Source organism: Brevundimonas sp. (assembly GCF_965278935.1).
Classification (GTDB): domain Bacteria; phylum Pseudomonadota; class Alphaproteobacteria; order Caulobacterales; family Caulobacteraceae; genus Brevundimonas.
Genome location: NZ_OZ257124.1, coordinates 2,514,933 through 2,527,385 on the forward strand (window position 1 = coordinate 2,514,933; position 12,453 = coordinate 2,527,385).

The 12,453-nt window shown below is 66.1% G+C and carries 10 protein-coding genes; 4 read left to right on the top strand and 6 right to left on the bottom strand.

The genetic code is table 11. The features are described from left to right. Positions 1-21: 21 nt before the first annotated feature. Positions 22-879 carry a p-hydroxycinnamoyl CoA hydratase/lyase gene (locus tag ACQY68_RS12610; RefSeq protein WP_428149774.1) on the top strand — a complete coding sequence of 286 codons (858 nt, stop codon included), beginning with the start codon at positions 22-24 and terminating at the stop codon, positions 877-879. Then, on the top strand, positions 869-2,986 hold the full coding sequence (locus ACQY68_RS12615) for an acetate--CoA ligase family protein (protein ID WP_428149775.1): 2,118 nt from the start codon (positions 869-871) through the stop codon (positions 2,984-2,986). The genes ACQY68_RS12610 and ACQY68_RS12615 overlap by 11 nt, the downstream gene beginning before the upstream one ends. Before the next feature lie 269 nt (positions 2,987-3,255). Here ACQY68_RS12615 and ACQY68_RS12620 read toward each other — a convergent pair whose 3' ends face one another. Continuing rightward, positions 3,256-6,132 carry a TonB-dependent receptor plug domain-containing protein gene (locus tag ACQY68_RS12620; RefSeq protein WP_428149776.1) on the bottom strand — a complete coding sequence of 959 codons (2,877 nt, stop codon included), beginning with the start codon at positions 6,130-6,132 and terminating at the stop codon, positions 3,256-3,258. 373 nt (positions 6,133-6,505) lie between these two features. On the opposite strand from ACQY68_RS12620, the gene ACQY68_RS12625 reads away from it, so the two are divergent. Together ACQY68_RS12625 and ACQY68_RS12630 are read left to right on the top strand one after the other, a co-directional pair. Continuing rightward, positions 6,506-7,801 carry an MFS transporter gene (locus ACQY68_RS12625; RefSeq protein WP_428149777.1) on the top strand — a complete coding sequence of 432 codons (1,296 nt, stop codon included), beginning with the start codon at positions 6,506-6,508 and terminating at the stop codon, positions 7,799-7,801. Beyond that, positions 7,798-8,115, top strand: coding sequence for a 2Fe-2S iron-sulfur cluster-binding protein (locus ACQY68_RS12630; RefSeq protein ID WP_428149778.1), 318 nt, complete (start codon positions 7,798-7,800; stop codon positions 8,113-8,115). The genes ACQY68_RS12625 and ACQY68_RS12630 overlap by 4 nt, the downstream gene beginning before the upstream one ends. 6 nt (positions 8,116-8,121) lie before the next feature. Here the strand turns inward: ACQY68_RS12630 and ACQY68_RS12635 are convergent, their stop codons facing one another. From ACQY68_RS12635 to ACQY68_RS12655, 5 genes are read right to left on the bottom strand one after another with little or no spacing between them, the layout of a single operon-like run. Next, positions 8,122-8,946 (bottom strand): sulfite exporter TauE/SafE family protein, encoded by an 825-nt coding sequence (locus ACQY68_RS12635; RefSeq protein WP_428149779.1) that lies wholly within the window; start codon positions 8,944-8,946, stop codon positions 8,122-8,124. Between the two features lie 30 nt (positions 8,947-8,976). Then, entirely contained in the window at positions 8,977-9,738 is a 762-nt protein-coding gene (locus tag ACQY68_RS12640) for an HD domain-containing protein (protein WP_428149780.1), read from the bottom strand. 33 nt (positions 9,739-9,771) lie between these two features. Continuing rightward, positions 9,772-10,530, bottom strand: a complete 759-nt coding sequence (locus ACQY68_RS12645; RefSeq protein WP_428149781.1) for an SDR family NAD(P)-dependent oxidoreductase — start codon at positions 10,528-10,530, stop codon at positions 9,772-9,774. Between the two features lie 11 nt (positions 10,531-10,541). Then, the gene (locus tag ACQY68_RS12650; protein ID WP_428149782.1) at positions 10,542-11,075 is read right to left on the bottom strand and encodes an aromatic-ring-hydroxylating dioxygenase subunit beta; all 534 of its coding nucleotides are present in this window, start codon (positions 11,073-11,075) and stop codon (positions 10,542-10,544) included. Further along, entirely contained in the window at positions 11,072-12,451 is a 1,380-nt protein-coding gene (locus ACQY68_RS12655; RefSeq protein WP_428149783.1) for an aromatic ring-hydroxylating oxygenase subunit alpha, read from the bottom strand. The genes ACQY68_RS12650 and ACQY68_RS12655 overlap by 4 nt, the downstream gene beginning before the upstream one ends. Positions 12,452-12,453: the final 2 nt, after the last annotated feature.

The window sequence follows — 12,453 nt, forward strand, 5'->3', positions numbered from 1 at the left end:
AGCAGAACCTGGGTGGATGTCATGGTAGATAACGCAGCAACGGCGGACGAGCTATTCGACCGTCTGCAGACCGTCAAAGTCGAGTTCGACGAGGGCATCGCCTGGGTGACCCTGAACCGGCCCGAAAAGCGCAACGCCATGAGCCCGACGCTGAACCGCGAGATGCTGGAAGTGCTTGAGGCGCTCGAGTTCGAGGAGCGCTGCGGCGTCGTCGTCCTGACCGGCGCGGGCGAGGCCTTCACGGCCGGAATGGACCTGAAGGAGTATTTCCGGGAGACCGACCAGGCCCCCGCGTCCGTGAAGCTGAAAATCCGCCGCGCCGCCGGCGAATGGCAATGGCGCAAGCTTCGCCACTATCCGAAGCCGACCATCGCCATGGTCAACGGCTGGTGCTTCGGCGGCGGCTTCACGCCACTGATCGCCTGCGATCTCGCGATCGCGGCAGACGAGGCGACCTTCGGCCTGTCGGAGATCAACTGGGGCATTATTCCTGCGGGGAACGTGACCCGCGCCGTGGCCGAGGTCATGCATCACAAAGCCGCCCTCTATTACATCATGACCGGCGAGCCGTTCGGCGGTCAGGTCGCCCGCGAAACCGGGCTGGTGAACGAGTCGGTCCCGCTGGCCGGCCTGCGGGAACGGACACGCGCGCTGGCCAAGGTGCTGCTCGGCAAGAACCCGACCGTGCTGCGTCAGGCCAAGAACGCCTTCAAGCGCATCGGCGTGATGGATTGGGACCTCGCAGAAGACTACCTGTCGGCCAAGGCCGAACAGACGGCCGCGCAGGATCCCGAAGGCGGGCGCAACAAGGGCATGACCCAGTTCCTCGACGAGAAATCGATCCGCCCGGGCCTGGACACCTATCGCCGTGACCGCTGAAGCCATGACGGCCTTCCCGGTCGCGCGTCTGATCCGTCCCCGCTCGATCGCCATTGTCGGCGTATCCCCTGACCCAGCCTCGATGGGCGGACGGGCGCTCGCCAATCTCGAGAGCTTCGGCTTCGACGGCGAGATCCACCTTGTCAGTCGCAGCAACGCCAGGATCGGCGACCGGACCTGCGTGGCCTCGATCGACGACCTGCCCATGGGCGTCGACGCCCTGATCCTCGCCCTGCCATCTTCGGCAGTGCTGGACGCCGCGAAGGCGGCCGCCCGACGTGATGTCGGGGGCCTGGTGGTCTTCGCCGCCGGGTTCTCGGAGACCGGCGATGAAGGCCGCGCCCTGCAGGATCAGGTCAGCGCCGTCTGTCGCGACGCCGGAATGGCCTTGCTCGGACCCAATACCCTCGGGCTGACAAACTACGTCGCCGGGGTCCATCTCGGGTTCGGTCCAAACACGCCGGACCCGGCCGACGCCCGGCCCTCGGTGGCGGTCCTCGCCCAGAGCGGAGCGATGGCCGCCAGCATGCGGCTGTCCTCACGGACACGGGGACTGCGCACCTCCTACAGCGTCGCGACCGGCAACGAGGCCGTCACGGGGGTCGAGGACTATCTCGCCGAGATCGTCGATGACGCCGCGACGAGCGCGATCGCCATCTATGCGGAGCAGCTCCGCAAGCCGCGCCTGTTCCTGGAACTGGCCGCCCGGGCGCGCGAGAACGGCAAGCCGATCATCATGCTGCACCCCGGCAGGAGCGAGCGGGCGCGGATATCGGCGACCTCGCACACGGGAGCTTTGTCCGGCGACTATGCGACGATGCGTGCGCTCGTAGAGGCCCAGGCCGTCGTCGTGGTCGAGACACTGGAGGAATGGCTCGACGCGTCCGAGATGCTGGCCCGCTTCCCTCGTCCTTCGACGGACGGGCCGGGCATCATCACCGACTCCGGCGCCTTCAGGGGCCTCGCTCTGGATCTGGCCGAGACAATCGGGCTGTCCATTCCCGACTTGTCGGAGTCCACCGCCCGGACCCTGGGCGAACGGCTGCCGACCTTCGCGTCGCAGACCAATCCCCTGGACATAACCGCCCAGGGTCTGAAGGACATGGGCATGTACGGCGAGGTCGCCGCCATCATGCGCGAGGCTCCCGGTTTCGGCGGACTGATTCTTTCGCTGATGCCCGGCGCGCCTGCCGTCGGCAAGCTGAAGGCCAAGGCCGTCGTGTCGGCTCTCAACCCGCCCCGGGCCCCGACCGCCTTGGTCCTGATGGGCGGCGCGGCGCCCGTCGATCCGGATCTGGAACGCTTTGTTCTGGACGCCGGCATCCCCTTCTTCCGGTCCCCGGAGCGGGCGCTCCGGGCGTTCGGTCATCTCCAGCGCTACGCGCGCGCCAGAGACGTCGCCGCAAGACCCGCCCAGGTCGTGCCGTCAGCGGATCCTGTCTCCGGGGCCGGAACTCTGGCCGAGCATGTCGGGAAAGCGCTCATCGCCCGCGCCGGCATAGCCATTCCGGTGGGCAGGCTCGCAACGTCCCTGGACGAGGCGTTGGCCATTGCCGAAGGCATCGGCTGGCCCGTGGTCGCGAAGGCCCAGTCGCCGGCCCTGCCCCACAAGACGGAAGCCGGCGGGGTGGTCGTCGGCATCGACGGTCCCGAGGCTCTCAGGGCCGCCTGGGGAAGCATTCACGCCGGTGTCGCCCGTGCGAAACCCGGTCTGGTCCTCGACGGCATTCTGGTCGAAGCCATGAGCGAGCGTGGGCTGGAGATCGTCGTCGGCGGTCGAAACGATCCGGCTTGGGGATCCGTCCTTCTGTTCGGTCTCGGCGGCGTGTGGATCGAAGCCCTCGGCGACGTGCGTCTGACGCCCGCCGATATCCCCGCAGCGCGAGTGATCGAGGAGCTTCTCCGCCTGAGGGGCGCAGCGCTCCTGCAAGGGTTCAGGGGAAGTCCGCCTGTAGACCTGCACGCCCTCGCGCAGGCGATCTGCGGTGTCGGCCGTCTGCTCATCGAGCATCCGGAGATCGCCGAGATCGACATCAATCCCCTGATGGCCTTCCCCGAAGGACGCGCGCCTGTCGCCCTGGACGCTCTGATCGTCCTGAACGACTAACGGGACGAGCCGCGATCGAAACGGTGGGCACGACCGTGTGAGGCGGCCTGCCCGGACGTCAGAACACCGTCGAAGCGTTCGAAGCGACCGGATCGTCTGGAGAGACGCTTCATCCGGAGCGGCGGCAATGTCAAAGACCGGCCGCCAGTGTCTCACGGGTTCCGGCGGCGCCTCCAATAAAGCTATCGCCCGGCGCCGGGCGACGCAAAGAAAGAAGCGGCGGTCGCAGAGCGGCCGCCGCTTTCAGTGGCTCTGGAAGGAACCCGTCGTCAGAAGGACAGGCGCATGCCCACTTTGTAGGTGCGGCCGATCTTGTCGTAGAAGCCGGCGTAGCTGGTGTAGGCAAACGGCGGCTCGGTGTTGGCGACGTTGTTGATCACGCCGTAGATCTCGACCGCATCGCTGATCTGATAGTTGGCCGAGACATTGGTGTAGATGCGCTCGTCCACCGTGTTGTCGCCAATCGAGATCGGAGACGCCGCATTGTAGAAGGGGCTGTCGGGACCGACCAGGCTGGCGTCGATCAGGCCGCCGCCGATGTAGCGTTCCTGAAGCGTCACCGACCAGTTGTCGCGGCTGTAGGTCAGGCTTCCGTTCAGGATCAGGCGCGGCTGGCTGGTCGCGCCGGTAATGCTGCTGGAGGTGAAGCCGCCGACCTGTCCGGCCCGATCGATGACGCTGCCCAGTGTCTGGATCACGCCGGCGGAGTTGAAGGTGGGTTTCACTCCAAGGCCGTCGTTGGCGATCAGATCCTCGGTATAGGTGCCGAAAAGGCGCGCGTTGAACGAGCCGTCGAACAGGTCGAACCGGTAGCCCGCCTCGAAGTCGTAGCCACGCGCTTCGAAGCCCGCGATGTTCAGGAGCGGCGTGCCGATCGAGTTGATGACCGTGGCCGCGCCCGTTCCGGTGCGGGTGACGAAGTTGCAGAAGAAGCCGGCGGCCCCGGCGTTGATTTCCGCCAGGCAGCTGTCGAGCACGTTCTGGGCTGCGTAGGACGAGATCGCGTCGGCGATGTCGATATCGAAATAATCGACCGATAGACGCAGTCCGGGAATGGCGCTGGGGCTCAGTACGACACCCAGCGTCAGGGTGTCGGCCTCTTCGGGCACCAGGGCCGCGTTGCCGCCGCTGATGACGTTCATCTGGGTCGTGGCGCCCGAGAACGGGTTGCGCAGGGTGGCCTGCGAGCTGGTCTGGGCGAACAGATCCGAGTTGTTGGGCGCCCGGATGTCGCGCGAACGCGTGGCCCGGAATGTCAGCATGTCGTTGACCAGCCAGGTCAGACCGGCCTTCCAGGTTGAGATGCCGCCGCTCGTGGAATAGTCGGCGAAGCGGTAGGCGCCGTTGAACTCGATCGACTGGGCGAACGGAGCGTCGGTCAGCAGCGGCGCGACGACTTCCGCATAGGCCTCATTGACCTCGTAGGAGCCGACGAAGTTCTTGGGGTTGCCGTAGGAGAAGCCGCTCGCCTGCGAGATGGCGTCGACGCGGGACTCCGCCTCCTCGACCCGGCGCTCGACGCCGGCGGCGATGGAAACCGGTCCCGCCCAGGTCGAGAACGGCGTGCCCTGTATGTTGGCCGCCATCACTTCCTGGGAGGTGTCGACGTTGTAGGTCGCGGTGCCGGTGACGTAGTTGATCGCCTGCTGCGAGGGCGAGCCTTCGCCGAACAGATTGATCGGCTGGCACCCCGCCGCCCGCGCCGCGACGTTGCGGCAGACGATGACGCCGTTCTCGACGACGGCGTCCACGGCGAGCGTCAGGTTGGCGTTGATCTTCAGCCGGTTCAGGGTCGAACGGTACTCGTTCTCGCCGTACTGGTAGTAGGCGTCCCAGGTCCAGCCGTCGCCGAAAGCGCCGGACGCCCCGAAGGCGAAGCGGGTGGTGGTATTGAAGTTGCTGGCAGAGACCTCGCCGAAGTCCTTGTGCTGGCGACCCAGCGAGAAGGACGCGATGTTGTTGTTCAGCATGATCGTCCGCACGGCCGCCGGCAGGTAGGCGTTGTCGCGCTGGATCGTCAGGGCGCCGGCGGTTGAGTCCCGCGCATAGGCGGTATGGAAGTCCGACCCGGCGTTGGCGTAGGAGGCCTCGGCGAACAGGGACAGGTTGTCGTTGACGTCGAAGTCCGCGTGGAACAGCGCGATCGACCGCTCGACCGGCAGCGACAGGGTATGGCCCGACCGGACCGACAGGCCCTGCTGTCCGCCCGAGAAGTTGATCGCCGACGTGCCGACGACATCGCCGTAGGTGAACGGCACGACCGTTCCGCCGGGGCCGAACTGGATACCGCGCAGCGGCTGTCCCACCCCGGTATTGGCCCCGATGATCACGCCGCCGTCGGTGAAGATCAGCGGCTGGACCCCGTGGGCGAAGAAGCGGGACGGCTGGTCGGCCAGGCGTGCGCCCGAATAGGAAACCTGCTCCTGCAGGTCGCGGCCGAAGGGACGGTCATAGTGCGAGAGAACGCCCTCGCCCTTTACGTATTCGCCGCCGACCACGACATGCCCGCGACCGCCGGCGAAATCCGTGCCGCCGGCCACCGAAGCGCGCACCTCTTCGTTGTCGCCATAGGTGCTTTCTCCATAGGAGAAGTCGCCCTTGAGGCCATCCAGCGTGTTGTTGAGGATGACGTTGACGACGCCGGCCACGGCGTCGGAGCCCCATTGCGCGGAGGCGCCGCCGGTCACGACATCGACCCGGCTGACCATGACCGAGGGAATGAGGTTGAGGTCGACCTGGCCTTCGGGCGAACTGGGCACGAACCGACGGCCGTCGACGAGCACGAGGGTCCGGATGCTACCCAAGGCGCGCAGGTCGGCGAAATACTGGCCGGCGCCCCGTGCGCTCTGCGGGTTGGTCTGCGGGGTCTGGGTGGCGCGGAACGCCGGCGCCTCGGTAAGGAATTCGCCGATCTGGGCCGACCCGCGCTGCTCCATCTCTTCGGACGACAAGACCGTCGTCGGCGTCGGCGCATCGAAGCCGGTTCGAACGACACGGCTGCCGGTGACGACGATGTCGTCGACGGCGTCCTGCGCCTCGTCCGTGGACGAGGACGGAGAAGCGACCTGAGCATTCGCCGCCCCTGCGGCCATGCACATCAGCGCGGAAAGCGCAGCGGTGCAGAGAAAGCGATCACGCCTGACCATTGGACCAAATCTCCCCATAGAATTTCAGCAGCGCCTCGTTGATCGGGCGTCCCGAACATGAGCCTCCGCCCAATCAGGCAACCTGTCAATAACAATCAGACGTCTGCTGTTATGGGCGGATCATCGCTTTTCCGGGGGAGCCGGCCCGGGATCGCACCGGCAAGAGGCCCCGCGAACACGCGCTGGCATCTGGGTCGGGTCTCGTCTCAATCATCAAAACAAGCCCCAGTCTATGAAAAGAGCTTTATTCCTGATTGCAGGAAAAACGAGCGACTTGCCCATTTACACAGACGTCTGCATATTGGACGCAATGAGGTTGTCGCGGGCGCCTATGCACCGCAGGCGATCCACCGGGCGTGTCCCAGGAGGAAAGATGTCGCTGTTTCGTTTCGACGCCGCATTTCGCGATGAGTTCCGCACCAACTGGCCGGTGTTGCTCCTCGGCTTCAGTTGCCTCTTCTTCGGCTTCAGCGCCCCGGCCTTCGCCCTGCCCTTCCTCTTCACCGAAGTGATCAAGGAGTTCGGCTGGACGCGCGAACAGGCGACGTTGATCGCGTCCACGAAATATCTCGCCGGCGCGGTCTCGGCGCTTCTCGTCGGCCGATTCCTGGACATCACCGGCGTGCGCACGGCGCTCCTGGCGACCCTCGGCCTCGGCGGCCTGGCGCTCCTCAGCCTGCTGTGGGTGCCGAACCTGACGGCCTATTACATCATCGGCATGGTGATGGGTCTGGCCGGGCCCGGAGCCATGGTCGCCGTCAAGGTGATGACGTCGCGCACCTTCCACGCGTCACAGGGCACGGCCACCGGCATCGTCCTGCTGGGCACCAGCCTGGGCTCGATCATCGTTCCCCTCGCCATCAGTTATCTCATCGCGGCGTTCGGCTGGCGCATGGGCTTCGCCGCCCTCTCGGCCGGCATCTGGCTGGTCGCCCTGCCGATGCTGCTGTTCTTCTTCCCGCTCGCGGCCCGCCGCCCGCCGCCCGATCCGGCCGAACTCAAGGTAGACGGCGCGATCGAGGCCAAGCCCGGTCTGGGCCAGGTCTTCGAACTGGCCAAGGGCAAGTCCTTCTGGATCCTGGGCGTCACCCTGTTCATCGGCGCCATGGTCGACCAGGCCTTCATCCAGCATCAGGTTCTGATCCTCAGCGACCTGAACATGTCCCGCGAGATGGTGGCCCTGGCGATCAGCGCGATGGGCGTGGTCGGGATCGTCTTCCGCATCCTTCTGGGCAACCTGCTGGACAGCACATCGAACAAGGGCCTGTCCGCACTCTACACCTTGCTCACCGCAGCCTCGCTGCTGGCCTTCTACCTGGTCAATCCGTTTCTGCTGATGAGCTTCGTCGTGCTGCGCGCGGCGGGCCACGCGGCGATTCTGCTGGACGTCAACGTGATGACGAAACACACGTTCGGCCTGAAGAATTTCGGCACGATGATCGGCGTCTACACCGCCATCGTCAGTGTCGGTTTCGCGACCGGCCCATGGGTCATGGGCCGGCTGTTCGATATGTACGGTAACTACCACATCGCCTTCCTGATCTTCGCGATCCTGCCGCTGGTCGGCGCGGTCCTGATCTGGAACCTCAAGCCCACCTACTGGTTGGCCGCGAAGGCCGAAAAGGCCGCGTTGGCCGCCAAGACCGAAAGCGCTCCCGTCCTGCCATGACCACACTGACTGTAATCCTGCGTACCGGCGAAGAGCGGGCGATCGAAGCGAAGACCGGCGTTTCCGCCATGGAGACCATCCGGGACGGCGGCATCGACGAGATCATGGCCATCTGCGGCGGCTGCTGCAGTTGCGCCACCTGCCACGTCTATGTCGCCGAAGAGGATTGGGGTCGACTGTCCCCGCCCGGGCCGGACGAGGCGGGCCTGCTGGAATTCAGCGAGCACCCGACGCCGTTCTCGCGCCTGTCCTGCCAGATCAAGATGTCCCCGGCCCTCGACGGACTGAAGGTCACCATCGCCCCGGAAGACTGAGGCGCTTCAGGCGCCGAGCAGGCTCAGCGCCATCTTGATGCCGGTCGCCGCCAGGAAGAAGGCGAAGGCCAGACGCAGCCAGCGACGCTCCAGCCTGTGCGCCAGGGCCACGCCCCAGGGCGCCGCGAGAAGCGTCGTGGGGATCAGGGCCAGCACGCCGACGACATTGGCGAAACCCAGCGAGCCCCAGGGCCGTCCGGGCTCTCCAAGGCCGCCCAGGATGAAGCCGATGGCTCCGGGTATGGCGATCAGCACGCCGATGGCCGCCGCCGTCCCGACCGCCTTGTGGATCGGATAGCCGAACAGGGTCAGCGTCGGGACCGTGAAGGTCCCGCCGCCGATGCCCATCATCACCGAGACGGCGGCGATCAGGAACGCCATGATCGTCTGGCCGAGACGCCCCGGAAGCTCCGACGCGACCCGCCAGCTGTCCTTGCCGAACGCCATGTAGACGGCGACCAGAAGGGCGAAGACCGCGAACACGGTCATCAGGACCGGCCCCTTGACGAAGGCCGCCGTCAGGACGCCGGCGAGGACGCCGAGCGCGATGCCTGGCAGCCAGCGCCGGAACATGACCTCATCGACCGCGCCCTTCTTTCGATGGGCCAGGGCCGAGCGGATCGAGGTCGGGATCATGGCCGCCAGAGACGTCCCGACCGACATGTGCATCCGCACCGCCTCGTCCACGCCGAGCAGGCCGAAGACATAGTAGAGCACCGGCACCATGATGATGCCGCCGCCGACCCCCAGAAGACCGGCGAGCAGGCCCGCGAAGAGCCCTGCGGCCAGAAGCGCCGCCGCGAGCGGCGCCAGAAGTTCAAGATTGGGCAAGCGCCTGTCCTGTCCGGCTAGGGGCGGAAATCAGAGGAACCGGGTCGGGGCGATGATCGTCCGCCACATGTGGGTCGACGGGCTGTTGTCGTTGCCCAGACCGTCGGTCGGCTGCTTGAAGTTGCGGCCGATGATGTCCTCGAAGTCCTCGATCTGGACCACCACGCCCGGCTCGAACGAATAGAGGTCATTGAGAGTCACGAGACGGGCCGTCATGTACCATTTGTGGTTCCGGGCCGCCTGATAGGCGCGGTCGACGAAGGGGTCGGGCCGGTAGTCGGCGCCGAACAGACGCAGATAGACCTCCGGATATTCGTAGCCGACGCTCTCGTCCGGATAGAAGCGCAACGCCTGATGCGCACGGATCGCCCAGCTGACCTCTTCCTCGACATAGGGCTCCAGAAGCTGCGCGCCCCAGTATCCGTGGTCCGACCGGATGAAGCCAAACACGGAGACGTCGTGCAGCAGGCAGGCCAGCACGGTCTTCTCGTCGAGCCCGTTCTTCAGGGCCAGCCGGGCGCTCTGGAGCAGATGCTGGGACGGACCGAAGCGGTGCTTGAAGAAATCCATCAGGGTGGCGTTGGTCGGCATCGGACGAAGACGCGGGTCGGCGTCCATCAGATAGTGACGGCCCGCCGTCTCCTCCTTCGACGGCCGCGCGCGCTCGGCCGCGGGATCGATGTCGCCGGACTGGTAGATGATCGACTTCATGACGAGGGCGTCGAGCTTGTCGCTCATTTCCGCCTCGTGCGCCTCCGCGCGGTCGGACAGGGTCTGGAGAGATATCGTCATGTCAGCCTCGTTCCATCTCGGCGTCGGGTCTGGTCAATGCATCACCGCGCCGCCATCCACCACCAGGGTCTGGCCGGTGATGAAGGCGGCGGCGTCGCCACAAAGAAAGGATACGGCCCCGACGATGTCCCCGGGCGCCTGGTCGCGGCGGAGGGCGCGGGCGGTGCGGGCCCGCTCGGCGGCGGTCTCCAGCATGTCCTGCCGCTTTTCCATCACGCCCGAGCTCAGGGTGAAGCCGGGCGCGACTGCGTTGACCGTGATGCCGTCGGCGCCCATCTCGCGCGCCATCGACTTCGTCATGGCGGTCAGGGCGCCCTTGGAGGCCACATAGTGGAGCATCAGCGGCGGCGCGGTGAAGATCGAGGCCGAGGTGATGTTGACGATCCGCCCCGCCCCCGCCGCCCGCATCGGCGCCCACACCGCACGGCTTAACAGGAACGGCCCGGTCACATTGACGTCGAGCACCCGCTTCCATTCGGCCAGGTCGAGTTGATCGAACGGCGCGCGCGTGATGTCGGTGAACAGGCCCGCATTGTTGACGAGGATGTCGATACGACCGCAGGCCGCGAGGGTCTCAGCGACGGCCGCATCCACCGAGGCCGGGTCGGACACGTCGGCGCGGACGCCGGTCGCGCGCGTTCCTTCCCTTTCCAGCCTCGCCAGCGCCCCGGCGGTGTCGGCGAGATCGCAGACGACGACATGCGCGCCGTGGCGACCCAGGTCGCTGGCGATCTCCAGCCCGATCCCGGAAGCGCCTCCGGTGACGATCGCCACCCTGTCCTGCAGATCCATTCCGACCTCCGTCACAGCATGTAGACGTCGGCGACGGCGGGGATCTGGTCGTTCAGCAGGAAGATCGTCTTGGAGGCGATCCGCCAGACGTCCCCCGTCGATTTCAGGCGATACAGGTAGCGGCCGAAGAAGGCGTGGCTGGTCTTCCGACGAGGATCGAAGACACCGACGTTGAAAGTCGCCTTGACCTCGACCTCGCCCGGCGTCGAGGCGTCGGTCACCAGTACGTTGGTTACGACGTGAGCGGTTCGCCGCAGCGGATTGGACGCCACCGACGTGCCGCTCTTCAGGCGCCAGATGCGATCTTCGAGGCTGGCCCGGCTTTCGTAGTAGATGAGGGAGATTTCTCTCTCCGGATCGCTCGTCGGCTCGCCCTCGCTCTTCCAGGCGGGAACCCAGTAGCGGGCCTGCGGCAGGTAGAGCTCCAGCCACTCGTCCCAGCGACATTCATCGAGAAACAGAGCCTCCCGGTAGAGAATTTGCGCAGCGGCTTCCGCCGACAGGGTCGCCGACGCAGCGGGTCGGACAGCCTGATCGACACTCACGCCACGCCCTCCGTGGCTCGCACCGCCTGTGCGTCCGCGACGGCGGCAACGCGATCCCGCCAGGCGCGGTAATAGGCGTGGAAGATGGTCTCGTCGCTGAGCCAGCGATCGGCGGCCACGGAGCTGGCGGGCTTCAGTCCGATCTGGTCGGCGAACCGGTCCGGCCCCTTCACGGCAGCGCACATGCCGCGCCCGTAGCCCTGAAGCCAGGGAGAGCCCTGCGACGCGTTGCCTTCCTGACAGGCCTCGTAGACGACCGTGTCGTCAGGCGTCGCCAGGCCGCTGGGATTGAAGAAGTCTTCGTACTGGCGGATTCGCTTGCGCCGCGCCTCGCCGCTCTCTCCGATCGGTGCGAAGCAATAGGTCCGCATCTCGGTCAGCCCCACCGAGATCGGCCGGATGATCCGCAACTGGCTGGACGCATTCTCTGCGAACTGGACGTTCGGGAAAATCGTCAGGTTGCGGGAATGCAGCATCCAGTCGCGCTTCTCCTTGCCGTAGCGTTGCTCAAGAATGGCGCTGCGCTCATGGAGCGGCAGGGCTTCGGGCACATCGGACATGCGCCAGTTCATCACGTGGCCCTGATCGAAGCTGTAGGTGCCGCCGGTCGGCTCGCCGGGCACCTCCTCGTGGACCTTGTTGACGTCCCACATGTTCCGGGTCGCGCCCTCGAAGGCGCGTTCGGTCCGGCGCTCGAGGATACGCAGATAGGAGGGGTGGACGGACGAGAAGTGATACTGGTCCGAGCAGTTCTCGAGCTGCATCTTCCAGTTGGCTTCATAGGTGAAGCTGACGACGCCGGGCACCAGTTCGATACCGTCCGGGCTTTGGTCGACGATCAGGTCGATCAGGGTCTTCGCCTCGCCAAGGTGATCCTCCAGCGGGCCGACGTCGGGGTTCAGGCAGGCGAACAGCAGGCCGCGATAGTCTCCGAACTTCGCGACGGCCCTCAGGTCGTGGCTGTCCCGGTCGAAGCCGTCGCTGTAGGCGCCCTGAGCCTTCCCCTTGATCGCGCGGTTCTTGCCGGCGCTGTCGAAGGACCAGCTGTGGTACGGACAGACGTGCAGTTTGGCGTTGCCACGATCCAGCTGGCAGATGCGCGCGCCCTTGTGCGGGCAGGAGTTGATGAAGGCGTTGATCGACCCGTCGGCGGCGCGCATCACCGCGATCGGATGCCGACCGATCGAGGTCGTGAAATAGTCGTTCGGGCGCGGCAGCTGCGACGCCAGACCGAGGAAGACCCAGCCGCCTTCGAAGAGGGCCTTCATCTCCAGATCGAAGACGTCGGGATCGGTGAACAGCCGGCGGTGAACGCGAAACACGCCGTCCTCGGGACGGTCATCGATCAGGCCGACGATCTCATCCGAGGTGATCATGA

Coding starts and splice junctions, on each gene's coding strand:
- ACQY68_RS12640 (WP_428149780.1), bottom strand. CDS start 9,738: ATGACGATATCTCTCCAGACCCTGTCCGACCGCGCGGAGGCGCACGAG.
- ACQY68_RS12655 (WP_428149783.1), bottom strand. CDS start 12,451: ATGATCACCTCGGATGAGATCGTCGGCCTGATCGATGACCGTCCCGAG.
- ACQY68_RS12630 (WP_428149778.1), top strand. CDS start 7,798: ATGACCACACTGACTGTAATCCTGCGTACCGGCGAAGAGCGGGCGATC.
- ACQY68_RS12610 (WP_428149774.1), top strand. CDS start 22: ATGGTAGATAACGCAGCAACGGCGGACGAGCTATTCGACCGTCTGCAG.
- ACQY68_RS12620 (WP_428149776.1), bottom strand. CDS start 6,132: ATGGTCAGGCGTGATCGCTTTCTCTGCACCGCTGCGCTTTCCGCGCTG.
- ACQY68_RS12625 (WP_428149777.1), top strand. CDS start 6,506: ATGTCGCTGTTTCGTTTCGACGCCGCATTTCGCGATGAGTTCCGCACC.
- ACQY68_RS12645 (WP_428149781.1), bottom strand. CDS start 10,530: ATGGATCTGCAGGACAGGGTGGCGATCGTCACCGGAGGCGCTTCCGGG.